The 24918-nt window shown below is 65.6% G+C and carries 24 protein-coding genes; 20 read left to right on the top strand and 4 right to left on the bottom strand.

The genetic code is table 11. From position 1 onward, the window contains the following. Positions 1 to 133: 133 nt before the first annotated feature. A complete protein-coding gene (locus tag A9974_RS15175; protein WP_183004992.1) occupies positions 134 to 1333 on the bottom strand; it encodes an amino acid aminotransferase in 1200 nt (399 codons plus the stop codon). Between the two features lie 77 nt (positions 1334 to 1410). Here A9974_RS15175 and uvrB point away from each other — a divergent pair, with 77 nt between their 5' ends. From uvrB to A9974_RS15115, 12 genes are all read left to right on the top strand, one after another. Beyond that, complete coding sequence (uvrB, locus tag A9974_RS15170) at positions 1411 to 3543, top strand: excinuclease ABC subunit UvrB (RefSeq protein WP_220805957.1); 2133 nt, start codon at positions 1411 to 1413, stop codon at positions 3541 to 3543. Positions 3544 to 3792: 249 nt separating this feature from the next. Further along, positions 3793 to 4284: a low molecular weight protein-tyrosine-phosphatase gene (locus A9974_RS15165; protein ID WP_006386176.1), complete on the top strand. Its 492-nt coding sequence runs from the start codon at positions 3793 to 3795 to the stop codon at positions 4282 to 4284. Between the two features lie 192 nt (positions 4285 to 4476). Then, positions 4477 to 5019 (top strand): Fe-S cluster assembly transcriptional regulator IscR, encoded by a 543-nt coding sequence (iscR, locus tag A9974_RS15160; RefSeq protein WP_183004991.1) that lies wholly within the window; start codon positions 4477 to 4479, stop codon positions 5017 to 5019. A gap of 21 nt (positions 5020 to 5040) precedes the next feature. After that, positions 5041 to 6252 carry an IscS subfamily cysteine desulfurase gene (locus A9974_RS15155; protein WP_183004990.1) on the top strand — a complete coding sequence of 404 codons (1212 nt, stop codon included), beginning with the start codon at positions 5041 to 5043 and terminating at the stop codon, positions 6250 to 6252. A 33-nt stretch (positions 6253 to 6285) separates the two neighbouring features. Beyond that, positions 6286 to 6690, top strand: coding sequence for a Fe-S cluster assembly scaffold IscU (gene iscU / locus A9974_RS15150; protein WP_183004989.1), 405 nt, complete (start codon positions 6286 to 6288; stop codon positions 6688 to 6690). A gap of 1 nt (position 6691) precedes the next feature. Next, positions 6692 to 7015, top strand: coding sequence for an iron-sulfur cluster assembly protein IscA (iscA, locus tag A9974_RS15145; RefSeq protein ID WP_006395864.1), 324 nt, complete (start codon positions 6692 to 6694; stop codon positions 7013 to 7015). A gap of 3 nt (positions 7016 to 7018) precedes the next feature. Beyond that, entirely contained in the window at positions 7019 to 7525 is a 507-nt protein-coding gene (gene hscB / locus A9974_RS15140; RefSeq protein WP_183004988.1) for a Fe-S protein assembly co-chaperone HscB, read from the top strand. 72 nt (positions 7526 to 7597) lie between these two features. Further along, positions 7598 to 9460, top strand: a complete 1863-nt coding sequence (gene hscA, locus A9974_RS15135) for a Fe-S protein assembly chaperone HscA (protein WP_183004987.1) — start codon at positions 7598 to 7600, stop codon at positions 9458 to 9460. A 9-nt stretch (positions 9461 to 9469) separates the two neighbouring features. Beyond that, positions 9470 to 9811 (top strand): ISC system 2Fe-2S type ferredoxin, encoded by a 342-nt coding sequence (gene fdx, locus A9974_RS15130; protein ID WP_006395860.1) that lies wholly within the window; start codon positions 9470 to 9472, stop codon positions 9809 to 9811. Continuing rightward, positions 9811 to 10005 carry a Fe-S cluster assembly protein IscX gene (iscX, locus tag A9974_RS15125; protein WP_183004986.1) on the top strand — a complete coding sequence of 65 codons (195 nt, stop codon included), beginning with the start codon at positions 9811 to 9813 and terminating at the stop codon, positions 10003 to 10005. The genes fdx and iscX overlap by 1 nt, the downstream gene beginning before the upstream one ends. A 104-nt stretch (positions 10006 to 10109) precedes the next feature. Continuing rightward, complete coding sequence (locus tag A9974_RS15120) at positions 10110 to 11000, top strand: methylglyoxal synthase (protein WP_183004985.1); 891 nt, start codon at positions 10110 to 10112, stop codon at positions 10998 to 11000. A 149-nt stretch (positions 11001 to 11149) separates the two neighbouring features. After that, a complete protein-coding gene (locus A9974_RS15115) occupies positions 11150 to 13273 on the top strand; it encodes a TonB-dependent siderophore receptor (protein WP_183004984.1) in 2124 nt (707 codons plus the stop codon). Between the two features lie 21 nt (positions 13274 to 13294). Here the strand turns inward: A9974_RS15115 and A9974_RS15110 are convergent, their stop codons facing one another. Continuing rightward, positions 13295 to 14098 (bottom strand): enoyl-CoA hydratase/isomerase family protein, encoded by an 804-nt coding sequence (locus tag A9974_RS15110; RefSeq protein ID WP_183004983.1) that lies wholly within the window; start codon positions 14096 to 14098, stop codon positions 13295 to 13297. Positions 14099 to 14355: 257 nt separating this feature from the next. On the opposite strand from A9974_RS15110, the gene A9974_RS15105 reads away from it, so the two are divergent. From A9974_RS15105 to A9974_RS15070, 8 genes are all read left to right on the top strand, one after another. Next, the gene (locus A9974_RS15105; protein ID WP_220805974.1) at positions 14356 to 15153 is read left to right on the top strand and encodes an ABC transporter ATP-binding protein; all 798 of its coding nucleotides are present in this window, start codon (positions 14356 to 14358) and stop codon (positions 15151 to 15153) included. Further along, positions 15153 to 16031 carry a branched-chain amino acid ABC transporter permease gene (locus tag A9974_RS15100; RefSeq protein ID WP_183004981.1) on the top strand — a complete coding sequence of 293 codons (879 nt, stop codon included), beginning with the start codon at positions 15153 to 15155 and terminating at the stop codon, positions 16029 to 16031. Before A9974_RS15105 ends, A9974_RS15100 begins: the two co-directional genes overlap by 1 nt. Beyond that, positions 16031 to 17068 (top strand): branched-chain amino acid ABC transporter permease, encoded by a 1038-nt coding sequence (locus A9974_RS15095; protein ID WP_183004980.1) that lies wholly within the window; start codon positions 16031 to 16033, stop codon positions 17066 to 17068. Before A9974_RS15100 ends, A9974_RS15095 begins: the two co-directional genes overlap by 1 nt. Positions 17069 to 17165: 97 nt before the next feature. Continuing rightward, positions 17166 to 18287 carry an ABC transporter substrate-binding protein gene (locus A9974_RS15090; RefSeq protein WP_370539640.1) on the top strand — a complete coding sequence of 374 codons (1122 nt, stop codon included), beginning with the start codon at positions 17166 to 17168 and terminating at the stop codon, positions 18285 to 18287. Positions 18288 to 18339: 52 nt separating this feature from the next. Further along, positions 18340 to 19134, top strand: coding sequence for an ABC transporter ATP-binding protein (locus tag A9974_RS15085; protein WP_183005207.1), 795 nt, complete (start codon positions 18340 to 18342; stop codon positions 19132 to 19134). A gap of 11 nt (positions 19135 to 19145) precedes the next feature. Next, the gene (locus A9974_RS15080) at positions 19146 to 20993 is read left to right on the top strand and encodes a long-chain fatty acid--CoA ligase (protein WP_255468177.1); all 1848 of its coding nucleotides are present in this window, start codon (positions 19146 to 19148) and stop codon (positions 20991 to 20993) included. Continuing rightward, on the top strand, positions 20990 to 22144 hold the full coding sequence (locus A9974_RS15075; RefSeq protein WP_183004977.1) for a thiolase family protein: 1155 nt from the start codon (positions 20990 to 20992) through the stop codon (positions 22142 to 22144). The genes A9974_RS15080 and A9974_RS15075 overlap by 4 nt, the downstream gene beginning before the upstream one ends. Continuing rightward, positions 22141 to 22788: a TetR/AcrR family transcriptional regulator gene (locus tag A9974_RS15070; RefSeq protein ID WP_255468176.1), complete on the top strand. Its 648-nt coding sequence runs from the start codon at positions 22141 to 22143 to the stop codon at positions 22786 to 22788. Before A9974_RS15075 ends, A9974_RS15070 begins: the two co-directional genes overlap by 4 nt. A gap of 19 nt (positions 22789 to 22807) precedes the next feature. On the opposite strand, the gene A9974_RS15065 is transcribed toward A9974_RS15070, so the two are convergent. Both A9974_RS15065 and A9974_RS15060 read right to left on the bottom strand, forming a co-directional pair. Continuing rightward, entirely contained in the window at positions 22808 to 23626 is an 819-nt protein-coding gene (locus A9974_RS15065) for a YggS family pyridoxal phosphate-dependent enzyme (protein ID WP_183004976.1), read from the bottom strand. After that, positions 23626 to 24855, bottom strand: a complete 1230-nt coding sequence (locus A9974_RS15060) for a benzoate/H(+) symporter BenE family transporter (protein WP_183004975.1) — start codon at positions 24853 to 24855, stop codon at positions 23626 to 23628. Before A9974_RS15060 ends, A9974_RS15065 begins: the two co-directional genes overlap by 1 nt. Positions 24856 to 24918 lie beyond the last annotated feature (63 nt).

Below are 24918 nucleotides of genomic sequence, written 5' to 3'. Positions count from 1 at the left end.
GACTGTACATATATACAGCAGCATTCTGGGGGACATAACGCAAAAAAGCAAGCGGGTATCAGCCGGGCTGGCAAGCACGCAATAAAAACGGGACCCGAAGGTCCCGTTTGGCAGGCGCCGGCAGGCAGGTGCGTTACAGCACCGCGGCGATGCCCTTGGCGACTTGGTCGATGTTGCCGCTGTTCAGCGCGGCGACGCAGATGCGGCCGCTGGAGACGGCGTAGACGCCGTGTTCTTCGCGCAGGCGATCGACCTGGGCCGAAGTCAGGCCCGAATACGAGAACATGCCGCGCTGCTGGAGCACGAAGCTGAAGTCCTGCTTGCCGCCGTGTTCCTTGATTTTCTCGACGAGCTGCTTGCGCATCAGGCGGATGCGGTCGCGCATGCCGGCCAGTTCCTGTTCCCACATGGCGAACAGTTCAGGCGTGTTCAGCACGGTGGAGACGATCGTGCCGCCATGGGTGGGCGGGTTGGAATAGTTGGTGCGGATGACGCGCTTGAGCTGGCTCAGGACGCGGGTGGCCTGGTCCTTGCTGCCGGCCACGACGGTCAGGGCGCCGACGCGTTCGCCGTACAGCGAGAACGACTTGGAGAACGACGAGCTGATGAACATGGTCATGTCCAGATCGGCGAACAGGCGCACGACGGCAGCGTCTTCCTTGAGGCCTTCGCCGAAACCTTGGTAGGCGATGTCCAGGAACGGGACCAGGTTGTTTTCCTTCACGACGGCGGCGATCTGCTGCCATTGTTCGAAGGTGGGGTCCACGCCCGTGGGGTTGTGGCAGCAGGCGTGCAGTACGACGACGGTCTGGGCCGGCGCGGCCTTCAGGGCGGCCAGCATGCCTTCGAAGTTCAGGCCGCGGGTGGCGGCGTCGTAGTAGGCGTAGGTGCCCACTTCGAAGCCGGCGCGTTCGAACAGCGCGCGGTGGTTTTCCCAGCTGGGATCGCTGATCAGAACCTTGGAGGTCGGCAGCAATTGGCGCAGGAAGTCAGCGCCGATCTTGAGCGCGCCGGTGCCGCCCAGGGCTTGGGTGGTCAGGACGCGGCCGGCAGCGGCCAGCGGGGAGTCCTTGCCGATCAGCAGGGCTTGAGCGCCTTGGTTGTAGCCGGCGATGCCTTCGATCGGCAGGTAGCCGCGAGCGGCGGCGGCTTCGATGCGGGCAATTTCAGCCTTGCGCACTGCGCCCAGCAGGGGAATCCGGCCTTGATCGTCGTAGTACACGCCCACGCCCAGGTTCACTTTACCGGGGCGGGTATCCGCGTTGTATTGTTCGTTCAGACCAAGGATGGGGTCGCGCGGCGCGAGTTCGACGGAATCGAAAAGGGTGCTCATGAGACTCTGCTGAGAGTGAGTGGACGCAGTGGGAAGTGCTGTGGATAATGGGGGGTTTACCCTGGGAACAGTCTAGCATGCCTAAGAGCGCTATAGACCCGATTGCGGCGGGCAAGGCGGTCTCCGCCGTCGTGAATGACACGGTTGGCGATGCCCCCGTTTCCGCCGTGCCCGGCGCGGGCCCGGCGGGTGCCGGGTATGTGGATTTCCCGGACAGCCCGTTCCACTTATATCAGCCGTATCCGCCCGCCGGCGACCAGCCCGCGGCGATCGAGGGACTGATCCAGGGCGTGCAGGATGGCCTGATGTTCCAGACCCTGCTGGGGGTGACTGGATCAGGCAAGACCTACACCATGGCCAACGTCATTGCCCAGCTCGGGCGGCCGGCGCTGGTACTGGCCCCCAATAAAACGCTGGCGGCGCAGTTGTACGCGGAAATGCGCGAGTTCTTCCCGAAGAACGCGATCGAGTATTTCGTTTCGTACTACGACTACTATCAGCCCGAAGCCTACGTGCCGACGCGCGACCTGTTCATTGAAAAGGATTCGTCCATCAATGAGCACATCGAGCAGATGCGCCTGTCGGCCACCAAGAGCCTGCTGGAACGGCGCGACACGATCATCGTGGGCACGGTGTCGTGCATCTACGGTATCGGCAATCCCGGCGACTACCACGCCATGGTGCTGATCCTGCGCGCGGGCGACCAGATCTCGCGGCGCGAGATCCTGGCGCGCCTGGTGGCGATGCAATACACCCGCAACGACGCCGAGTTCACGCGTGGCGTGTTCCGCGTGCGCGGCGAAACCATCGACATCTTCCCGGCGGAAAGCGCCGAGCTGGCGCTGCGGCTGACCCTGTTCGACGACGAGATCGAAAGCCTGGAGCTGTTCGATCCGCTGACCGGCCGCATCCGCCAGAAGCTGCCGCGCTTTACGGTTTACCCAGGTTCGCATTACGTGACGCCGCGCGATACCGTCATACGCGCCATCGAAACCATCAAGGAAGAGCTGCGCGAGCGGGTCAAGCGGTTTGTCGATGATGGTCATCTCGTCGAGGCCCAGCGCCTGGAGCAGCGCACCCGCTTCGACCTGGAAATGCTGCAGGAACTGGGGTTCTGCAAGGGCATCGAAAACTATTCGCGCCATCTGTCGGGCGCCGCGCCGGGCGATCCTCCGCCCACGCTGATCGACTACCTGCCGTCCGACGCACTGATGTTCATCGACGAAAGCCACGTCACCATCGGCCAGCTCAGCGCCATGTACCGGGGCGACCGCTCGCGCAAGGAAACGCTGGTGCAGTACGGTTTCCGCCTTCCTTCGGCGCTGGACAACCGGCCGCTCAAGCTCGAGGAATTCGAGGCGCGAATGCGCCAGTGCGTATTCGTGTCGGCCACGCCGGCGGCTTACGAAAAAGAGCACACCGACAACGTGGTCGAGCAGGTGGTGCGCCCCACCGGCCTGGTCGACCCGATCGTCGAGGTGCTGCCTGCCCGCACGCAGGTGGACGACCTGTTGGGTCAGATCAAGGCGCGCGTGGGGCAGGGCGAGCGGGTGCTGGTCACGACCCTGACCAAGCGCATGGCCGAGGACCTGACCGACTTCCTGGCCGAGCATGGGGTGCGGGTGCGCTACCTGCACTCGGATATCGATACGGTGGAACGGGTCGAAATCATCCGCGACCTGCGCCTGGGCACGTTCGACGTGCTGGTGGGGATCAACCTGCTGCGGGAAGGCCTGGATATCCCTGAGGTTTCCCTGGTCGCGATCCTGGACGCCGACAAGGAAGGCTTCCTGCGGTCCGAGCGCAGCCTGATCCAGACGATCGGGCGGGCGGCGCGCAACCTGAACGGCCACGCCATCCTCTATGCCGACCGCATTACCGATTCGATGCAGCGCGCCATGGAAGAAACCAGCAGGCGCCGTACCAAGCAGCTGCAGTTCAACGTCGACAATGGCATCACCGCGCGGGGCGTGCACAAGGCCGTGCGCGAACTGATCGACGGCATCGTGGCGCCGGTGCAGCACGACGCGCTGGAGGCGGCGGTGCCTGCGGAGTTCCTGAAGGACGAAAAGGCCCTGGCGCGCGAATTCAAGCGCCTGGAAAAGCTCATGATGGACCACGCCCGCAACCTGGAATTCGAACAGGCGGCAGCCGCCCGCGATGCCCTGACTGCATTGAAGCAACGGGTACTGCTGGACGGCGCTGTGTAAGCGGCGCCGAGTATCTGAATGTATCTGTGCGCTGACAACTTGCTGAATAGCGGTTGGAGGCGCGCCGTTGCAATTCTGCGCGCATTATTCGAGCAAATGCCGCCCCGCAGATGTTTCAATGTGCCTTAAATATAGTCCATAACTATTTGATTTATAGGTGATATTTAAACGCTTTGATTTGCGCGCCGTCCTGGGTGCAGGCACAAAAAAAGCTTGCCTTATCTCGGGTTTTCCCGCACACTTACTCCCATGATGACCAAGGTACTTTTCGTTTGCATGGGCAATATCTGTCGCTCGCCGAGCGCAGAGGGCGTGTTTCGCCATTTGGTGAATGACGCGGGTTTGGGCGATGTGGTTCGCATCGACTCCGCGGGCACGCACGCGTTTCACATCGGCGAGGCGCCTGATGCCCGGGCGCAGGCCGCAGCGCGTAAGCGCGGCTACGAGATCACGCACTGTGAGGCGCGTCAGGTCACCGCGGAAGACTTCCGCGACTTTGATCTTATCCTCGCGATGGACTGGGACAATCTGTCTGCCATGCAGCAGCAGTGCCCCAAGGCCTATCAGCACAAGTTGATGCTGCTGATGCGTTTTGCCAACGAGTTCGAGGAAGCCACCGTGCCGGATCCGTACTACGGTGGCGCCGACGGCTTCGGCAAGGTTCTCGACTATCTCGAAGACGCCTGTCAGGGTGTGCTCGAGTTGGTCCGTAAGCGCGCTACCCAGTACCAGGCGGCCTGATCCCCTGGTGCGCCGGGCTGCCTTACGGGCGGCCCCGGGCAATTTGGTAGTGAAAAAACCGCGCAACTGCGCGGTTTTTTCTAGCCGGGAGCCATACCAAATTAGTCGGGAATTTGCTATACTTGAGCCAATTACTCGGGTATTGACCGCCGGATTCGCCGGCGGCCATTGCCGAATCACAGGGAACCCACCATGCGGCTAACTACCAAAGGGCGTTTCGCCGTGACTGCCATGATCGATCTGGCTATGCGGCAGCATAGCGGCCCGGTCACTCTTGCGGCCATCAGCCAGCGTCAGAACATTTCGCTTTCGTACCTGGAACAGTTGTTCGGGAAACTGCGTCGCCACGAACTCGTGGATAGCGTGCGGGGCCCGGGCGGCGGCTATTCGCTTGCCCGCTTGGCACGCAACGTGACCGTGGCCGACATTATCTTCGCCGTCGACGAGCCGCTGGACGCAACCAGCTGCGGCGGCAAGCGAGACTGTACGAGTGGCAACGACGGCAAGCCGGGCAAGTGCATGACGCACGAACTCTGGGCAACGTTGAATCGCAAGATGGTGGATTACCTGGATTCGGTGTCCCTGCAAGATCTGGTTGATCAGCAGCGCGTGCGCCAACTGCAGGAAGCCAACAATCAAGCGCAGGCCTGCGCGGTGCGCGTGAATCGGGTGGGGGGCACCAATGCCGCCGCCAATTCCCCGACCACCACCGTCGCGGCCAATGCCACCGTATAAGCAGCATCAGGAGTTGTAGAAATGACCACCCGCCCGATTTATCTGGACTATTCGGCCACGACCCCCGTCGACCCGCGCGTCGTCGACAAAATGGTGCCCTGGCTGTACGAGAACTTTGGTAACCCCGCCTCCCGCAGCCATGCCTTTGGCTGGGAATCCGAGGACGCCGTCGAGCGTGCCCGCGAAGAGGTCGCCAAGCTGGTGAACGCCGATCCGCGCGAAATCGTCTGGACTTCCGGCGCCACCGAATCGGACAACCTGGCGATCAAGGGCGCCGCGAATTTCTACGCGGAACGCGGCAAGCACATCATCACCGTCAAGACCGAGCACAAGGCCGTGCTGGACACCTGTCGCGAACTGGAGCGCCAGGGTTTTGAAGTGACCTACCTGAACGTCAAGGACGACGGCCTGATCGATCTGGACGTCTTCAAGGCGGCGCTGCGTCCCGACACCGTGCTGGTGTCGGTGATGATGGTGAACAACGAAATCGGCGTCATTCAGGACATCGAAACCCTGGGCGAGATCTGCCGCGAGAAGGGCATCATCTTCCACGTGGACGCCGCACAGGCGACTGGCAAGGTCGAGATCGACCTGCAGAAGCTGAAGGTCGACCTGATGTCGTTCTCGGCTCACAAGACGTACGGCCCCAAGGGCATCGGCGCGCTGTACGTGCGCCGCAAGCCGCGCGTGCGCATCGAGGCCCAAATGCACGGCGGTGGCCATGAGCGTGGCTTCCGTTCGGGCACGCTGGCCACGCACCAGATCGTCGGCATGGGCGAAGCTTTCCGCCTGGCCCGCGAAGAAATGGGAACTGAGAACGAGCGCATCCGCATGCTGCGCGACCGCCTCTGGGCCGGCCTGTCGCAGATCGAAGAGGTCTACCTCAACGGCGACATGGATCAGCGCGTGCCGCACAACCTGAACGTCAGCTTCAACTATGTGGAAGGCGAGTCCCTGATCATGGCGATCAAGGAACTGGCCGTGTCCAGCGGTTCGGCCTGCACCTCGGCCAGCCTGGAGCCGTCCTACGTGCTGCGCGCCCTGGGCCGCAACGACGAGCTGGCGCATAGCTCGATCCGTTTCACGCTGGGCCGCTTCACGACCGAAAAGGAAGTGGACTACGCCATCGAATTGCTCAAGAGCCGGGTCGGCAAGCTGCGCGATATGTCGCCGCTGTGGGAAATGGCCAAGGAAGGCATCGACCTGAATACCGTGCAGTGGGCTGCGCACTGAGCGCCCGCGCCAAGAAATACGTGGAGAACTGATATGTCTTACAGCACCAAAGTCCTGGATCACTACGAAAACCCGCGCAACGTCGGTTCGTTCGACAAGTCGGACGACTCGGTGGGCACCGGCATGGTCGGCGCGCCGGCCTGTGGCGACGTCATGAAGCTGCAGATCAAGGTCAACGAAGCTGGCGTCATCGAAGACGCACGTTTCAAGACCTACGGCTGTGGCTCGGCCATTGCCTCGAGCTCGCTCGTGACCGAATGGGTCAAGGGCAAGACGCTGGACGAAGCGATGAACATCCGCAACACGCAGATCGCCGAAGAACTGGCCTTGCCGCCCGTGAAGGTGCACTGCTCGATCCTGGCCGAAGACGCGATCAAGGCCGCCGTGCAGAACTACAAGGAAAAGCATTCGGTTCCGGCCGAAGCTGTGGCGAACTGACATGTCCGTTACCCTGACCCAACAGGCTGCCACCCACATCGGCCGCTACTTGCAAAAGCGCGGAAAGGGTATTGGCTTGCGGCTCGGCGTTAGGACGACGGGCTGCTCCGGCATGGCCTACAAGCTGGAGTACGTGGACGACGTGGCACCCGAAGACCAGGTGTTCGAGAGCTTCGGCGTGAAGGTCTTCGTCGATCCCAAGAGCCTGGCCTACCTGGACGGCACCGAGCTGGACTACGCCCGCGAAGGTCTGAACGAAGGCTTCAAATTCCGCAACCCCAACGAAAAGGCGACCTGCGGCTGCGGCGAGTCGTTCACGGTGTAAGTCTTGGCTGGAGACGACCACTTCAGCCTGTTTGGCTTGCCGGCACGCTTTGACCTGGACGCGCAAGCGCTGGAATCCGCATGGCGCGCCGTCGCCGCGCAGGTGCACCCCGATCGCTACGCCACGGCAAGCCCCGCGGAACGCCGCGTGGCCATGCAGTGGGCGGCGCGTGCCAACGAGGCTTACCGCCAGTTGCGCGATCCGTTGCTGCGGGCGCGCTACCTGTGCGAGCAGGCCGGCGTGGATTTGCAGACCGAGAGCAACACGTCCATGGACACGGCCTTCCTGATGCAGCAGATGACCTGGCGCGAAATGCTGGACGACGCGCGTGAAGACGCCGGCGCCTTGGCGACGCTGCAGGCCGAGTTGCAGGAGGCGCGCGTGCAGATGCGCGCCACGCTGGCGCGGTTGCTGGACGAACAGCGCGACTACGCCGCCGCGGGCCTCAAGGTGCGGGAATGGATGTTCGTGGAGAAGCTGGCGCAAGAGCTGGCGCACGCCCATCCGTAGTTCGAGCGGCCCGAGACGGCCTGGCCACCGGGTGTCCAGGTTTTGCCGCCTACTGAGCAGAAAAATAGAATCATGGCCTTATTGCAGATATCCGAGCCCGGTGAATCGCCCGCGCCGCACCAGCGCAAGCTGGCGGTGGGGATCGATTTGGGCACTACCAACTCCCTGGTCGCCGCGGTGCGCAGCAGCGTCGCCGAGGTCCTGCCCGATGCGCAGGGCCATGTGCTACTGCCTTCCGCGGTGCGTTATTACCCGGGTGGCCGCGTCACCACGGGCCGCGAGCCCCTGGCGCAGCAGGCCGAAGACCCATTGAACACGGTGGTGTCGGTCAAGCGCTTCATGGGCCGTTCGCTGGAAGAGGCCCGCGCCACGCGCGCGCCTTACGAATTTGTCGATGCGCCCGGCATGGTGCGCATACGCACGGCACAGGGCGACCTGAGCCCGGTGGAAGTGTCGGCCCAGATCCTGGCCGTGCTGCGCCAACGCGCCGAAGATGTGTTGGGCGACGACCTGGTGGGCGCGGTGATCACGGTGCCTGCCTATTTCGATGACGCGCAGCGTCAGGCGACCCGCGATGCGGCGCGCCTGGCGGGTCTGAATGTGCTGCGTCTGCTGAACGAACCCACCGCCGCGGCGATTGCCTACGGCCTGGATAACGCGGCCGAAGGCGTGTACGCGGTGTACGACCTGGGGGGCGGCACGTTCGATATCTCGATCCTGCGCCTGACGCAGGGCGTGTTCGAAGTGATTTCGACGGGCGGCGATACCGCGTTGGGCGGTGACGATTTCGATTCGTTGATCGTCGACCACGTGGTGACGGCCGCGGCCGCGGGCGAATTGGCGCACACTGATCGGCGTGGTCTGCTGATGGCGGCGCGCGCGGCGCGCGAGGCGCTGTCCGACGCGCAGGAAGCCCCCCTGCAATGGACCCTGGCCAATGGCCAGGCGATCGACCGCGTGCTGACCCGCACGGAATTTGAAGCGCTGGCCCAGCCGCTGGTGCAGCGCACGCTGGACTGCGCGCAACGCGCGTTGCGCGACGCTGAGCTCAAGCCGGCGCAGGTGCGTGGCGTGGTGATGGTGGGCGGCGCGACGCGCATGCCGGTGGTGCGCGCGGCCGTGGGCGGGATGTTCGGCACCACGCCGCTGACCGATCTGGATCCGGACCAGGTGGTGGCGCTGGGCGCGGCCCTGCAGGCGAACCTGCTGGCGGGCAATCGCGCGCCGGGCGAGGACTGGCTGCTGCTGGACGTGATTCCGCTATCGCTGGGCCTGGAAACCATGGGTGGCCTGGTCGAGCGTGTGATTCCCCGCAACAGCACCATCCCGGTGGCGCGGGCGCAGGAATTCACGACGTTCAAGGATGGCCAGACGGCCATGAGCATCCATGTGCTGCAAGGCGAACGCGACCTGGTGTCGGATTGCCGCTCGCTGGCGCGCTTCGAGTTGCGCGGCATTCCGCCGATGGTGGCGGGCGCCGCGCGCATCCGCGTGACTTTCCAGGTGGATGCGGATGGTTTGCTGAGCGTCACGGCGCGCGAACAGAGCAAGGGTGTCGAGGCTGCGGTGACGGTCAAGCCGTCTTACGGCCTGACGGACGACGAGATCGCGAAAATGCTGGCCGACAGCGTGGCGCAGGCTGATACCGATGCCCGTGCCCGCATGCTGCGCGAGCAACAAGTGGATGCGCGTCAGCTGGTGGAGTCGGTGCAAGCCGCGCTGGCGGCCGATGGCGACCTGCTCGATGGCGACGAGCGCAAACGGGTCGACGAGTGCCTGCAAGGCGCGATCGCGGCGCAGGACGCCCAGGACGTGGACACGGTAAAGGCCGCGACCGAGGCTCTGGCGGCGGCGACCGACGACTTTGCCGCGCGCCGCATGGATCGCAGCATCCGCGCCGCGCTGGCCGGTCGCAAACTTGACGAAATTGCCTGATAAAAAGCTATGCCGAAACTGACCGTATTGCCTCATCCCGATTACTGCCCCGAAGGCGCCGTGATCGAAGACGCGCCCAAGGGCGTGTCGATCTGCCGCGTCCTGCTGGACAACCACATCGATATCGAGCACGCCTGCGAACTGTCGTGCGCGTGCACGACCTGTCACGTGGTGGTCAAGCAGGGGTATGCATCGCTGGAAGACGCGACCGATGACGAAGAGGACCTGCTGGACAAGGCCTGGGGGCTGACGCCGACGTCGCGTCTGTCGTGCCAGGCTTTGGTGACGGACGCCGACCTGACGGTCGAGATTCCCAAGTACACCATCAACCACGCGAAAGAGGGCCATTGATGAAGTGGACCGATACCTACCAGATCGCCGAAGCGCTGGTGGACGCCCATCCGGACGTCGACCCCAAGACGCTGCGCTTTACCCAGCTGCGCGAATGGGTGCTGGCCTTGCCCGGGTTCAGCGATGATCCCGACCGCAGCGGCGAGAAGATCCTGGAGGCCATCCAGATGGCCTGGATCGACGAAGCGGACTGAACCGCCCGGCAGACGCTCCCCACGGGGAGCGTTTTTGCATTGGCGCGCCGGCAGCGGGGTATCATCAAGACTCTCTTTGTTGTTCTTACCGCCCGAGTCTACCGATGCCCGCTGCCCCCCTGCGCTTTGGCCTGGCCGCCAACCGACTGCACCATGAAACGCCCGATGCCGCCTTGTTCACGTGGCTGCGGGCCTGTTCGTCCACCATTCGCGAGCTGGGGGTGCAACTGCACACCGTGGGCCGCACGCATGATGCGATCGTCCGCGAAGGCATGTTGCAAGGCTACAGCGGCCTGATCCGCTATCCCTATGGCCGCGAGGGCGGGCTGATGAAGCTGGTGGCGCGCGTGACCGAAGGCCGTGATGGGCAGGCGCCGTTCGATGGCGCGATCTACCTGATCGACCCGGTCGATCCCTCGTCGATCTTTCCCGAGGCGCTGGCGCTCAAGCGTCAGTGCATCACGCATGGCCGGCCGTTCATTTCGACGCTGGCCGGGGCCATCGAGTGGATGGAGGTCGAGCGCATCCACGCGGGGCTGGCGCCCGATGTGTCGGCGTCACGCTTGTTCAACTACACCGGGCAGACCTTGGCGCTGATCGCCCACGATGCGCTCAAGGACGAGATGGTGGCGTTTGCCAGCGAGCATTTCGACGTGCTGTCGCAGTTTGCGCGGCGCGTGGCGACCGGCACGACCGGCGGCCGCTTGAACGATCTGGCGTGGTCGCGGGGCTGGCCCAAGGATACGCCGTGGGTGCATCGCTACCTGAGCGGGCCGCTGGGCGGCGATGCCCAGATCGCCGAATTGGTGCTGGAACACCAGTGCCAACGCGTGATTTTCTTCGAGGATCCGCATGTGGCGCGCCAGCACGAGGCCGACATTCAGCTGCTGGAGCGGGCGGTGCGGGTCGTGACCGAGTCCGCGACTTGCGCGACCTCGCCGTCGGTGGCGCGGCGCTGGGCGCAAGCCGTGCAGATGCGCGCCGGACGCGCATAGCACAGCAGGGCGGGCGGCGCGAGCGCCGCCCCGTTGCCGGGTCGGGAATGTGTGGTTTCTTGGCAAAATAAAAGGTAACAATAACCATTCTCGAAAAGAGAGACATTAACATTTGACTTTCAAAATCCATACAAAAGGGAGTCATGTTGATGTTTCGTCCTCTCATGCGCCGTCGCGTCGGACTGGCCGCGGCGTTGGGTCTGCTGCCCACCGTGCTGCTCGCGCAGCAAGCCGCCGTAGGGCCCACCACGACGCTTCCGGCCGTCACCGTGGAAGGCAGCGGCGAAGAGACGGCGACCAGTCCCGTGCTGGGCTACGCGGCCACGCGATCGGCCACGGCCACCAAGACCGATACGCCGCTGAACGAGACGGCGCAATCGATCACGGTGGTGCCGCGCGACCAGATCGTGGACCAGGGCGCCACCAGCCTGCAGCAGGCGCTGGGCTATGCAGCCGGCGTGCGGTCCGATGCCTATGGCCTGGATTCGCGTACCGACAGCGTGCGCGTCCGGGGCACCGACGCCGATGTCTACCTGGACGGCTTGCGCCAGGCGTTCGACTACTACACCAGCACGACGCGGCCCGATCCCTACATGCTGGAGCGCATCGAGGTGTTGCGCGGGCCGGCGGCGATGACGTATGGCCAGGGCAGCACGGGCGGCATCATCAACATGGTCAGCAAGCGCCCGCTGGCCGAGACGCAGCGCGAAGTGGGCGTGCAGTTCGGCAACCATGGGCGCAAGCAGGCGCAGATTGACCTGACCGGTCCGGTCACCGAGGATGGCCAGTGGCTCTACCGCCTGATCGCGCTGCAGCGCGACGCGGATACGCAGGTGCATCATGTGCCGGACGACCGCACGCTGCTGGCGCCGTCGCTGACCTGGCGGCCGAGCGCGGCGACGACATTGACGTTGCAGGCCTTGTACCAGAAGGACAAGTCCGGCTCGACTGCGCAATTCATGCCATGGTCCGGTATGCGCACGCCTAACCCGAACGGCACCATACCGACCTATCGCTTCATCGGCGAGCCCGATCACGACCGCTACGATTCGGACCGCCGCAGCATCGGCTGGCTGTTTGAACACAAGTTCAACGACAACTGGTCGTTCAGCCAGGGTTTCCGGCACGCGAACAACAAGGTGACGTACTTCACGCACTATGCGGACTCGTTCTCGCTGCCCGGCGGCTGGGCGGCCGATCCGGTCAACCAGCGCATCATCGGCCGCTATGCCGATGACACCATCACCAAGGTGCGCATGGACACGCTGGACCAGCACGTGACCGGCGACGTGCGCACCGGCGCGGTGACGCACAAGCTGCTGCTGGGCCTGGACTGGGCAAGCTATCGCCGGGACCGTGAAAGCGGCAGCGGCAAGGATACGATCGATGCCTATGCGCCCGTCTACGGCAATGGCTATATCCCGGTGCTTACCGGCGAGCCGCAGTTCACGCAACGCCAGACCGGCATCTACCTGCAGGACCAGATGAAGTTGGGCGAGCACTGGATCGTGACGGCCGGGTTGCGCCATGACCGCGCGCGCACACAGCTCGAGGGCGGCGATGCGGACAAGGTCCAGGCCACCACCAAGCGTTTCGGCTTGATGTATGCCGCCAGCAACGGATGGTCGCCGTATGTCAGCTACAGCGAATCGTTCACGCCGGTGGCCGGCACCACGCGCAGCACGCCCGAAGGCAGTGTGCCCGAGCTGTACAAGCCGCTGCGCGGCAAACAGTGGGAGGCGGGCGTGAAGTATCAGTCGCAAGACGGCGGCCACCTGGCTACCGCGTCGGTGTATGACCTGCGGGAGAAGAACCGGCTGGTGCCGGATCCGACCTCGGCGCTCAACAACATCCAGACCGGCAAGACACGCACGCGCGGCCTGGAACTGGAATGGCGCGGCCAGGTAACGTCGGCGTTCGATGTGATCGCGCACTACAACTACATCGACCTGGATCCGCAACTGGAAGGGATTCCGCGCCATCAGGCGGCGACGTGGGGCCGTTACCGCTTCGCCCTCGATAACCTGGATGGGCGCTTTACCGTGGGCGCGGGGACGCGCTGGATGTCGTCGTTCCGCGATGGCAACGGGCCGAAACTGCCGCAGGTATGGCTGGTGGACGCCATGGTGTCGTATGAAACCAGCCAATGGCGTTATGCCCTGAACGTCAACAACCTGACGGACAAGACCTACCTGGCCACGTGCCTGTCGCGGGGCGATTGCTGGTACGGCGCGCGGCGCAGCGTGATTGCCAGCGCCAGCTACAAGTTCTGACGTCGGCCCTCAGGTGTTCGCCTAGCGGCCCGCAAAGCGCGGTGCGCGCTTTTCGCGGAAGGCGGTGACGCCTTCGGCGAAATCCTCGCGTTGGGCCGAGGCCAGGAACGTGGCGGTTTCTTCGGCCAATTGCGCTTCCAGTGGCGCTTGCGCGGCGTTGCGCAACAGGCGCTTGGCGCCGGCGATGCCGTGCGGCGCGTGGCTGGCGATGGCCTGTGCGTAGGCCTGTGCTTGAGGTTCGAGCTGGCCGGCGGATGCCGTGCGGGTAATGATTCCCCAGGCCTGCGCATCGGCGGCGGTGAAGGCGTCGTGGCGCAGCAGCAGGTCAAGCGCGCGCTTGGGGCCCGCCACGCGCATCAGGCCGTGCGTCATACCGGCGTCGGGCGTGGCGCCCAGCTTCAGGTAGGCGGTCAGGAAGCGTGTGTCGGCGTCGGCAATGGCCAGGTCGCAGGCCAGCACCAGCGACAGGCCGGCGCCCGCCGCCACGCCGTGCACCCGGGCCAGCCAGACCTTGTCCATGCGCGCGATGCGCGAGATGAAATCATTCAGCGGCGTGAACAGATCGAGCAGCTTGCCGCGGACGGTGTCGGCGGCGCCTTCGAACAAGGCGATATCGCCGCCGGCGCAAAAGGCCTTGCCCGCACCGCGCAACACCACCACCCGAAGATCGCCGCGCGTCTCGAGCCATTGGGCGGCGCGCTGCAGGTCTTGCGCCATCGCGACACTGATGGCGTTGAGCGCGGCGGGTTGATTCAGGGTGAGGGTGGCGATACCGTTGCCGGCGTCCAGGAGCAGGGTTGGAAAGATCGGAAGGGAAGGGTTCATGGCTTGTCTCCGTTATCGGGTAAATACCAACTTTCGATCCAAAAACCGCGATGCTATGGTCAGAACCGAGCGCTTGCTTGGTAGCCGTCCGCCCTGCAAGCGTAACGCATAGAACGATTTTCCGGCGCTGTACCAGCGTAGGTAAAGACAGGTTCGCTGCATCGCCTGCCTCGGGGCTCCGCTGATTCACCGCCATTAGAAAAACAGCTTCGCGGCACAGCGAGGAGACAAAGGTGGATCAATCCGACAACCCTCCCTTGCTGGAGGTGGACGGGGTCACGTTGGCGTTCGGCGGGGTCAAGGCGCTCAGCGGCGTGGGCTTTCGCGTGGCGCCGGGGTCCATCACCACCGTCATCGGCCCCAACGGCGCGGGCAAGACGTCGCTGTTCAACACCATATCCGGGTTCTACCGGCCGGCCGCGGGCACGATCCGCTTCCTGGGCCGGGACATCACGCGCGTGGCCGCGCCTGAACGGGCCAAGCTGGGGCTGGCGCGCAGCTTCCAGAACATCGCGCTGTTTCGCGGCATGACGGTGTTGGACAACATCAAGCTGGGGCGCCACGCGCATCTGCGCAGCACGGTGCTGGATGCGCTGTTCTACCTGGGCCGGGCGCGGCGCGAGGAAATGGCGCTGCGTGCCGACATCGAAGAACGCATCATTGATTTCCTGGAGATCGACCACATCCGCCACGCGCCGGTGGCGGCGCTGTCGTATGGCCTGCAAAAGCGCGTGGAACTGGCGCGGGCGCTGGCGATGAATCCGAAAGTGCTGATGCTGGACGAGCCGGTGGCGGGCATGAACCGCGAAGAAACGGACGACATGGCGCGCTTCATCCTGGATGCGCGCGCCGAGTGGGGCGTGACGGTGCTGATGGTCGAGCACGACATGGGCATGGTGATGGATCTGTCGGACCACGTGGTGGTGCTGAATTTCGGCCAGGTCATCGCAGACGGCGCGCCCGCCGAGGTGCAGGCGGACCCCGAGGTCATCAAAGCCTACCTGGGCGCTGGCGACGTGGGCGATCTGCGCCGCCGCTTGCGGGAGGCGGCCTGATGGATGGCTTGTTTTTCCTGGAAGTGACGCTGGCGGGCCTGGGCAGCGGCGGGCTGTATGCGTTGGCGGCGCTGGCGTTCGTGATCGTCTACAAGGCGACACGGGTGGTCAATATCGCCATCGGCGAATTCCTGATGCTGGGCGCCTATGTGTTCTACGCCTTCGCCGCCGGCATGGCCTGGCCGATCTGGCTGGCGATCGCAGGGGCGGTGGGCGTGTCGGCGGCGCTGGGCGCGCTGGTCGAACGCCTGACGATCCGGCCGATGCTGGGCGAGTCGCCGATCTCGGTGTTCATGATCACGGTGGGCCTGGCATCGATACTGGTGGGCGTGGTGGAACTGATCTGGACGGCGGACCAGCGCCGGTTGCCGGAATTCATGCCTCGCGCGCCCGTGATGGTGGGCGAGGCCTTCGTGGCGCCCAAGGTGTTCTACGGCTTTTGGGTAGCGGTGGCGCTGGCCTTGCTGGTGCTGGCGGTGTTCCGCTACTGGCGTGGCGGAGTGGCCTTGCGCGCGACCGCGTCGGACCAGGGCGCGGCCTACGCGATGGGCATCAACGTGCCGCGCGTGTTTTCGTTGTCATGGGCCGCGGCGGGCGCCATTGCCGCGGTGTCGGGCGTGATCGTCGGCGCGATTGGCGGCATTTCGTCTTCGATGGGCGTGTTCGGCCTGTCCGTGCTGGTGGTGGTGATCGTAGGCGGCCTGGACAGCGTGGCGGGGGCGCTGCTGGGCGGCGTCTTCATCGGTTTGCTGGAGGCCTGGGCCGGCGCCTATCTGGGCGGCGAATACAAATTGCTGGCGACCTTCGTGGTGCTGGTGGCGGTGCTGATGGTCAGGCCCTACGGCCTGTTCGGTACCCGCGAAATCGAGAGGCTCTGATGCGCATCGCGACCGCGAAAGAGACGTACCTGGCCGACGAAGGGCTGTTCGACACCCGCACGCAACGGCTGTGGCTGGCGCTGCTGGCGGCGTCGCTGGCGCTGTTCCCGTTCGTGGCGGATGCCTATTGGCTGTACCTGGCCTGCCTGGTGGCCATCAATGTGGCGAGCGCGACGGGGCTGAACATCCTGACCGGCTACACGGGGCTGGTCAGCCTGGGGCAGGCCGCGTTCATGGGCTTGGGCGCGTACACGGTGGCGGTGATGGAGCTGCGCCTGGGCACGCCTGTGCTGGTCAATCTGCTGGGCGGCGGCGTGGTCGCGATGCTGGGCGGCTTGCTGGTGGGCATTCCGTCACTGCGGGTCAAGGGCCTGTATCTGGCGATCTCGACCATCGCGGCGTCTTTCATCGCGCATTTCGTCTTCGCCAACTGGCAATTCACCGGCGGCACCGGCGGGCTACAAGTGCCGCCCGCGCGCATTCTGGGCATGGACCTGGATACGTCGTTCAAGATCTATTGGCTGATCGTGCCGCTGACAGCGGCCATGGTGCTGGGCGCCGCCAATCTGTTCCGCACCCGCATCGGGCGCGCGTTCATCGCGATCCGCGACCGCGATATTTCGGCCGAGGTGTTGGGCATCCACCTGTTGCGCTACAAGCTGCTGTCGTTCGGCCTGTCGTCGTTCTATGCGGGCGTGGCGGGCGGATTGTGGGCATATTTTTTCCGGGTGGTCACACCGGAGAGCTTTCCGCTGATCATGTCGATCTTCTTTCTGGCCGCCATCATCGTGGGCGGTATGGGATCGATCCTGGGTTCCATCCTGGGCGCCGTGTTCATGACGATGGTGCCCGAACTGCTCAAGCTGATCGTGGGCTGGCTGCCGGTTGGGGGCGATGCCCTGCAACTGATTTCGCCGGTGCGCACGATTGTGTTCGGCCTGCTGATCGTGGGCTTTTTGATCTTCGAGCCGCACGGGCTCGCGGAAATCTGGCGCCGCGTGCGCCGCTACTTCCACCTGTGGCCATTCCGCACCTAGGGCGGCCGCGCACCCCAAAGAACCAGGAGACGAAACCATGAAGCGCATCCGGATAGGCAGCGGTTTATCGAAGTTGCTGGCGCCCTTGGGCGTGGCGATGGCCTTGGCGGCCGCGCCCGCGGCCCAGGCCGAAGAGGACCTGGTGCTGGGCGGCTCGATCCCCATGAGCGGGGTGTTCGCGTTCGCCGGCCAGGGCATCCACGCGGGCATTACCGACTACGTGAAGATTATCAACGAGCAGGGCGGCGTGAAGGGCCGCAAGCTGCGGTACGTGCCGGAGGATACCGCCTACAAGGTGGATGCATCGGTGGCGGCGTTCAAGAAGATCACCAGCCAGAACAAGGTGAACTTCTACTACGGCGATTCGACCGGATTTTCCAAGACCATCAACGCCGAGCTGAACCGCACGGGCAGCATCCTGATGACCGGCGCGTCGTTCGCGACCGAACTGAATGACCCGGCCAAGTATCCTGCCCAGTTCATGCTGGGCCCGGACTACACCGAGATGTTCGGCATCCTGCTGCGGTATATCGCCAAGGAGAAACCGGGCGCCAAGGTGGCGTTCGTGTATTCGGACACCGAGTTTGGCCGCGATCCCATCGCCAGCTCGCGCGCCGTGGCGCAGAAACTTGGGCTGACCGTGGCCACCGAGATCATGACGCCGCCGGGCAGCGTGGACGTGTCGACCGAGGTGATCAAGCTGCGCCGCGCGGATCCGGACTTCACGATTTTCCACGGCTATGTACTGGCGCCGATTCCGGAATTCGTCGGGCAGGGCAAGCGCATGGGCCTGAAGACCCGCTACATGGGCACGTTCTGGACCATGGACAATTCCACCGTGATGCAGATGGGGGAGGACGCCGAGGGCTTCATGGGCGTCATGCCGTACCGCTATTACTACGACGACGCGGCCGATGCGCCGATGCTCAAGAAGATCCGCGAGCTGCGGCCACAATACCAGAGTACAGGCTATATGCAGGGCTTTCTGGCGGCGATGCTGTTTACCGAAGTGGCCAAGCGCACGCTGGACGCGGGCAAGGAGCTGACCAGCGCCAACATGAAAGCCACGCTGGAGGGCATCAAGGACTTCGACACGGGTGGCCTGATCGGCGTGCCGATCTCGATCAAGGGCAATTCCATTCCGGTGGGACGGATCTACCGCGCGGACACCAAGCAAAAGCAGATGGTGCCGGCGTCGGACTGGATCGTGCTGCAGTGAGGCGCCTGTGATTCTTGAACCCGCCGCGCACGCGCCGGCGCCGCCCGCGGCGGTGCTGGACATCAACAACATCGAGGTCGTCTACAACAAGGCGGTGCAGGTGCTGCGCGGCCTGTCCCTGTCGGTACCCGCCGGCGCCATCGTGGCGCTGCTGGGCAGCAACGGGGCGGGCAAGTCGACGACCTTGAAGGCGGTGTCGCGCCTGCTGGACCTGGAAGACGGCGAACTGGTGCGCGGACGCATCCTGTTCGACGGTGGCGATACGGCCGGCAGCCGGCCGCAGAACCTGGTGCGCGCGGGCCTGTCGCACGTGATGGAGGGGCGCCGCGTGTTCGAGGACCTGACGGTCGAGGAAAACCTGGTGGCCGCGACCTACGCGCTGACTGGCAGGCCCGGCGCCAAGGCGGATTTTGACCTGGTGTATGGCTATTTCCCGCGGCTGCACGAGCGGCGTCGGGGGCTGGCGGGGTATCTTTCGGGCGGCGAGCAACAGATGCTGGCGATCGGCCGCGCGCTGATCGCGCAGCCCAAGTTGATGCTGCTGGACGAGCCGTCGCTGGGGTTGTCGCCGATGCTGGTGGAGACGATCTTTTCCATCATCGCGCGCATCAATCGTGAGCAGGGGGTGTCGATGCTGCTGGTCGAGCAGAACGCGTCGGTGGCGCTGGCGGTGGCGCACTACGGCTACATCATGGAAACGGGCAAGGTGGTGATCGACGGCACGGCGGACAAGCTGGCAGCCGATCCGGACGTGCGCGAATTCTATCTGGGCGTGGGCGGCTCGGGCGAGGCCCGCGGCTTTCGCGATATCAAGCACTACAAGCGCCGCAAGCGCTGGCTGTCATGACGGCGCCGGGCATGTCCTCGCCGGGGGCGCAGGCGGACGGCGCATGGCCGCCGCTGACCTTGCCGCAGATGCTGCGCGAGCAGGCGCGCCGCCAGCCGGCCGCCATCGCCGTGCGGCAAAAGGACTTCGGCATCTGGAAGCCCGTGCCGTGGGCCGCATACTGGCGGCGTGCCTGCAGGGTGGGGCTGGGCCTGCAGGCGGCGGGTCTATCACGCGGCGGACGGGTGGCCATCGTGTCGGAAAACCGGTTGGAATGGCTGCTGGTGCAGTTGGGCGCCGGCGCGGTCGGCGGCGTGCCGGTGGGGGTGTACGCTACCAGCCCGGCCGAGGAAATGGGCTACGTGCTCGAGCATGCCGACGTCGAACTGGTGGTGTGCGAAGACCAGGAACAGACCGACAAGATCCTGCAGGTGGCGCACCGCCTGCCCCTCTTGCGCCGTATCGTGGTGATGGAGACCAAGGGCCTGCGTTCGTATCCGCCGGCCGAACGCGAGCGCATCGTGTCGTTTGCCGAGCTGGAAGCCGACGGCCAGCGGCACGAGGCCGACGGCCTGGACGCCCTGAACGTCTGGCTGGATGCGCAGCAATTGGATGACTTGGGCTTGATGATCTACACGTCGGGGTCCACGGGCAAGCCCAAGGGTGCGATGCTGAGCTACCGCAATATGCGCGGCGTGGCGCCGGGCATTGCCGACCGGCTGGCAATGGACGCATCCAGCGTGCACCTGTCGTACCTGCCGCTGTGCCATGTGGCCGAGCAAATGCTATCGACCTTCGTGCCGATCTACCTGGGCGCGCAGGTCAATTTCGGCGAATCGATCCGCACCGTGCAGGAAGACCTGCGCGAAGTGGCGCCGACGATATTTCTGGGCGTGCCGCGCATCTGGGAAAAACTGCACGCGTCGATCTCGATCAAGATGCAGGAGACCGGCCGGATGCAGCAATGGCTGTACCGGCGGGCGCTGGCGGCCTGCGCGCCGTTCCTGGAGAAATCGGCGCGGCAGCGCGGCTGGGGTGAGAAGCTGACCTACGCGCTGTGGTACTGGCTGGTGTTGCGGGCGCTGCAGAACTTCATCGGTCTGCGGCGCGTGCGGGTGGCAATGACGGGCGCGGCGCCGATCGCGCCCGACGTGGTGCGATATTTCCGCAATCTCGGCGTGCCCTTGATCGAGGTCTATGGCCTGACCGAATCCAGCGGCATGATCTTCGGCCAGCATCCGGACCGCGTGACGGTGGGCACGGTGGGCGAGGCGATCCTGGGGGTGGATTGGCGCCTCGGCGACGCCGGCGAACTGCAGGTCCGTGGCGAAATGGTGTTCACGGGCTACTACAAGAACGAGGCGGCCACGGCCGACACGGTGCGAGACGGCTGGCTGCACACCGGGGACGTGGCGGCGGTGCGGGAAGGACGGCTGTGCATCGTCGACCGGTTGAAGGACATCATGATTACGGCCGGGGGCAAGAATCTGACGCCGTCGGAGATCGAGAACGCGGTCAAGAGCAGCCCGTACGTGAAGGAATGCGTGATCGTCGCGGATGGCCGGCGGTACGTGGCGGCGTTGATCCAGCTGGAATTCGAAACGGTGGGCAAATGGGCGGAATCGCGCCGCATCGCCTTCACGCATTTCCGCTCGCTGGCGGAAAACGCGCAGGTGCGCGAGCTGGTGGCGGGCGAGGTGGCGCGCGCCAATGCCGGGCTCGCGCCGGTGGCGCGGATCAAGCGCTTTCATTTGCTGACCAAGGAACTGGATCACGATGATGGCGAAGTGACCGCGACCATGAAGGTGCGGCGCGCCAGTATCTATCGCAGTTATGCGGACGAGATCGAACGGCTGTACGCCGAGGAGACACCGGCATGAATGAAGCAGTGATTGTGCAGGCCGTGCGCACGCCGTTCGGGCGGCGTGGCGGCTGGTGGTCGGACAGGCGCCCGGACGACCTGATGGCCGACGTGATCCTGGGCGTGCTGGGGCGCGCGGGATTGCCGGCCAGCCAGGTCGAGGACGTGTTGGTCGGCTGCGTTAGCCAGGCGGGCGAGCAGGGGGCCAATATCGGCCGCCTGGCGGCGCTGCTGGCTGGGCTGCCCGAGACGGTGCCGGGCGTGGCGCTGAACCGCATGTGCGGCTCCAGCCAGCAGGCCGTGCATATGGGTGCGCAGGCGATCGCGGCGGGCGATATGCGTTATGTGGTCGCGGGCGGGGTGGAGAGCATGAGCCGGGTGCCCATGTTCCTGGACGTGACGTTGGGGCAGCGTGAGTTCACCGGTTTCGAGTCCTTGAACCCGGGGCTGCTGCAGCGCTATCCGCTGATCCATCAGATCGAGAGCGCGGAGCGTATTGCCGAACAGTGGGGGCTGACGCGCGCCGAGCTGGACGCGTGGTCGATGCAAAGCCATGCGCGTGCCTGGGCCGCGGCCGCCGAGGGCCGGCATACGGAATTGCTGCCGGGGCCGGCGGGAACGCCGGCGCGCGACGAAGGCATCCGCGAGCGGGCCGATCCGGCCAAGGTGGCGGCGCTGGCGCCCGCGCTGCGGGCACCGGGACAGGGCAACGTGACCGCGGCCCAGGCCAGCCAGATCGCCGATGGCGCGGCTGCCGTGCTGTTGGCGGACCGGGCGGCGGCGGTGTCGGACGGCCTGACGCCGCTGGCGCGGTTCCGGGCCCGGGTGGCGCTCGGGTCGGACCCGGTGCTGCAGTTGACGGGCGTGATCCCGGCGACCGAACGCGCGCTGGCCCGCGCCGGCCTGCGCCTGCAGGACATGGACTGGATCGAGATCAACGAGGCGTTCGCCAGCGTGGTGCTGGCGTGGCAGCAGACGCTGGGCGCGGACCCGGCGCGCGTGAACCCCTGGGGCGGCGCGATTGCCCACGGCCATCCGCTGGGGGCCACGGGCGCGGGGTTGATGGCCAAGATGCTGGCCGGCTTGCGCGCCACGGGCGGGCAATTCGGGCTGCAGGTCATGTGCATCGGGCACGGCATGGCGACCGCGACCATCGTCGAGCGCTTATGAACCCGCCCGGCAAGGAAATGGCGGTGCCAGCGGGCCATGAGGAGGGCGCGGAATCGCAGCGCCGCGGCGAGGTCGTGCTGACCGCTGGACGACTGTTCCGCCAGCACGGCTACGAACGCACCACGGTGCGCGAACTGGCGCGCGCGGTGGGCTTGCAGTCGGGCAGCCTGTTCCACCACTTTCGCAGCAAAGAAGAGATCCTGGTGGCGGTGATGAACAATGGCATCCAGGAGGTGCTCGATTGCGGCAACGCGGCGCTGGCGCACTATCGCGCGCCGGCGGACCGCCTGGCGGCGCTGTTCCGGGTGCATATGTGGAGCATGCTGCACGGCGCCGGCGGCGATGCGATGAATGCGCTGGTGTACGAATGGCGCAGCCTGTCGCCGTCCAGCCAGGCCAGCGTCAAGGCGCTGAGCGACCGCTATGAGGCGATGTGGCAACAGGCGGTGGCGGCGGCGGTGGATGCCGGATTGCTGCGGGGCGATGCCCGAGTGATCAAGCGTTGCGTGCTGGGGGCGATGAACCTGACGGTGCAGTGGTACAAGCCCGGCGGGCGGTTGGCGCCTGCCGCATTCATCGATGAAATGTTGCTGGCCAGCCTGCCCACGTTGCCGGCGGACGCCGGCCGTTGGCCGCTGGCCTAGAGAGCTCGGCGCGGGGCCGCTAGGTCTGCGTCGGCCAGTAGTAGCTGTCGGGCAGGGCGCGGGCGCCGAAGATGGCCTGGCCGACCCGCACCACGGTGGCGCCTTCCTCGATGGCGATCTCGAAGTCGCCGGACATGCCCATGGACAGCTCGTCCAGCGCGATGCCGGCCGGCGCGTCCTGACGCAGCTGGTCGCGCAGGCCGCGCAGCAGGACAAAGCACTGGCGCACCCGGACGGCGTCGCTGGAAAACAGCGCCAGCGTCATCAGCCCGCGAACCTTCAAGGCCGTAAACGCAGGCAGCGCCTGGATGAAGGCGGCGGCCTCGTCCGGCGGCAGACCGTACTTGCTGGGTTCGCCCGAGGTGTTGACCTGCACGAACACATCCAGCGCGCGGCCTTCGGCCTGCAGGCGGCGGTCCAGCGCCTCGGCCACGCGCAGGCTGTCCAGGGCCTGGAATTCCGTGGCGAAACGCGCGACCAGCTTGGCCTTGTTGGTCTGCAGGTGGCCGATGACCGACCAGCGCAGATCGGTGAGATCGGACGTGCCTTCCCACTTGCGCAGGGCCTCCTGCACCTTGTTTTCTCCCAGCAGGCGGCAGCCCGCCGCATAGGCCAGCCGGATGCGCGATTCGTCCATGGTCTTGCTGACGGGCAGCAGCCGCACCTGCGACGGATCGCGTCCGGCGCGCTGGCAGGCCGCCAGGATGCGGGCCTGGATCGCGGCCAGGTTGCGTTGGAAGTCCTGCACGGTCAAGGCTTGCGGGTAGCGGCCGTGCTCGGCGTGACGGGTCTGCGTGTCGTCGTCGGCCGGCGGCGTGGCGGGGGTGGGAGCTTGCACTACTTCACCATGTCCTTGGCGATCGATGCGCCAGTGTAGCGGGACCGCCGCGGCAGGCGGCCGTTGAGCATGGCATGGGCCGCCAGGCCGATCACCAGGCCCCAGAAGGCGCCGCCGATGCCGAACAGCTTGATATTGGCGGCGGCCGCCAGGAAGGTGATCAGCGAGGCTTCCCGCGTCTTTGCGTCGGCCAGGGCGTTGGCCAGGCTGGCGCCGATAGTGCCCAGCAGCGCCAGCCCGGCCAGCGTGGTGATGAAGGTGCCGGGCAACGCCATGAACACGGCGGCCAGGGTGACGCCGAACACGCCGACCAGGATATAGAACAGGCCCGCCGCGATGCCGGCGATCCAGCGTTTGGACGGGTCTTCGTGCGATTCGCGGCCGGTGCAGATGGCGGCCGTGATCGCGGCGATATTGAAGGCGTGCGAGCCGAAGGGGGCCATCAGCAGCGAACCGAGCCCGGTGAGGGTGACGATGGGGTTGGCGCTGGTCTGGAAGCCGTCATTGCGCAACACCAGCATACCGGGCATGTATTGGCCGGTCAGGGTGATCAGGAACAGGGGCAGCGCCACGCTGAGCACAGCGTTGACAGAGAACGCGGGCATGGTGAACACCGGCGCCGCCAGGGTCAGCGTCAGGCCGGACAGATCGAGGCGGTCTTGCAGCAGCAATAGCGCCAGCCCCGACACCAGGATGCCGACCACGGCGTAGCGGGCGGTGTAGCGCTTGAGCACGACGTAGGCCAGGATCAGCCAGCCGGCCAGCAGCGGGTCCAGGGTCATGCCGCCGAAGGCGCCGATGCCGAAGGGGAGCAGGATGCCGGCCAGGAGACCCGCCGCGACGCCGGGCGGGATCAGGCGGATGACTTTCTCGAAGCAGCCCGACAGCCCCAGCAGGACGAAGGCGGCGGCCGAGATCAGGTAGGCGCCCACTGCCTCCGGATAGGGCGTGGCCGCCAGGGCCGTGACCAGGAATGCCGCTGCGGGCGTGGACCAGGCTGTGATGATCGGCTCGCGGGAGGCCCAGCTCAGGATGATGCCCGTCACCCCCACGCCAATGGAGACAGACCAGACCCATGAGGCGGTCAGCGCCGGGTCCAGCCCAGCCACCTTGGCGGCCTGGAAGACCAGGATGAAGGTGCCGCCGTAGTTGACGATGACGGAAATGAGTCCGGCGACCACGGGGTGGAGGAGATCGCGTGATCGCAGAAAGGAGGTGGGCGATGACATGGGTAGGGCGCCTCTGCGGCGTTGAAGGTCAAGGGGGAGGAAAGCGGAATCGCAAAACCGTTT

The organism is Achromobacter sp. UMC71, assembly GCF_014170305.1.
GTDB lineage: Bacteria > Pseudomonadota > Gammaproteobacteria > Burkholderiales > Burkholderiaceae_B > Achromobacter.
The sequence above is the reverse complement of the archived record's forward strand: the minus strand, read 5'-3'. Positions and strand labels throughout refer to the sequence as shown.

What these genes read in the sequence shown, in the direction of transcription:
- A9974_RS15060 (WP_183004975.1), bottom strand. Translation starts at nt 24,855, where the DNA reads ATGTCATCGCCCACCTCCTTTCTGCGATCACGCGATCTCCTCCACCCC.
- A9974_RS15115 (WP_183004984.1), top strand. Translation starts at nt 11,150, where the DNA reads ATGTTTCGTCCTCTCATGCGCCGTCGCGTCGGACTGGCCGCGGCGTTG.
- hscA (WP_183004987.1), top strand. Translation starts at nt 7,598, where the DNA reads ATGGCCTTATTGCAGATATCCGAGCCCGGTGAATCGCCCGCGCCGCAC.
- A9974_RS15175 (WP_183004992.1), bottom strand. Translation starts at nt 1,333, where the DNA reads ATGAGCACCCTTTTCGATTCCGTCGAACTCGCGCCGCGCGACCCCATC.
- A9974_RS15165 (WP_006386176.1), top strand. Translation starts at nt 3,793, where the DNA reads ATGATGACCAAGGTACTTTTCGTTTGCATGGGCAATATCTGTCGCTCG.
- iscA (WP_006395864.1), top strand. Translation starts at nt 6,692, where the DNA reads ATGTCCGTTACCCTGACCCAACAGGCTGCCACCCACATCGGCCGCTAC.
- uvrB (WP_220805957.1), top strand. Translation starts at nt 1,411, where the DNA reads ATGCCTAAGAGCGCTATAGACCCGATTGCGGCGGGCAAGGCGGTCTCC.
- A9974_RS15120 (WP_183004985.1), top strand. Translation starts at nt 10,110, where the DNA reads ATGCCCGCTGCCCCCCTGCGCTTTGGCCTGGCCGCCAACCGACTGCAC.
- A9974_RS15110 (WP_183004983.1), bottom strand. Translation starts at nt 14,098, where the DNA reads ATGAACCCTTCCCTTCCGATCTTTCCAACCCTGCTCCTGGACGCCGGC.
- A9974_RS15155 (WP_183004990.1), top strand. Translation starts at nt 5,041, where the DNA reads ATGACCACCCGCCCGATTTATCTGGACTATTCGGCCACGACCCCCGTC.
- A9974_RS15080 (WP_255468177.1), top strand. Translation starts at nt 19,146, where the DNA reads ATGTCCTCGCCGGGGGCGCAGGCGGACGGCGCATGGCCGCCGCTGACC.
- iscX (WP_183004986.1), top strand. Translation starts at nt 9,811, where the DNA reads ATGAAGTGGACCGATACCTACCAGATCGCCGAAGCGCTGGTGGACGCC.
- A9974_RS15100 (WP_183004981.1), top strand. Translation starts at nt 15,153, where the DNA reads ATGGATGGCTTGTTTTTCCTGGAAGTGACGCTGGCGGGCCTGGGCAGC.
- A9974_RS15090 (WP_370539640.1), top strand. Translation starts at nt 17,166, where the DNA reads ATGGCCTTGGCGGCCGCGCCCGCGGCCCAGGCCGAAGAGGACCTGGTG.
- fdx (WP_006395860.1), top strand. Translation starts at nt 9,470, where the DNA reads ATGCCGAAACTGACCGTATTGCCTCATCCCGATTACTGCCCCGAAGGC.
- iscR (WP_183004991.1), top strand. Translation starts at nt 4,477, where the DNA reads ATGCGGCTAACTACCAAAGGGCGTTTCGCCGTGACTGCCATGATCGAT.
- A9974_RS15095 (WP_183004980.1), top strand. Translation starts at nt 16,031, where the DNA reads ATGCGCATCGCGACCGCGAAAGAGACGTACCTGGCCGACGAAGGGCTG.
- iscU (WP_183004989.1), top strand. Translation starts at nt 6,286, where the DNA reads ATGTCTTACAGCACCAAAGTCCTGGATCACTACGAAAACCCGCGCAAC.
- A9974_RS15070 (WP_255468176.1), top strand. Translation starts at nt 22,141, where the DNA reads ATGAACCCGCCCGGCAAGGAAATGGCGGTGCCAGCGGGCCATGAGGAG.
- A9974_RS15075 (WP_183004977.1), top strand. Translation starts at nt 20,990, where the DNA reads ATGAATGAAGCAGTGATTGTGCAGGCCGTGCGCACGCCGTTCGGGCGG.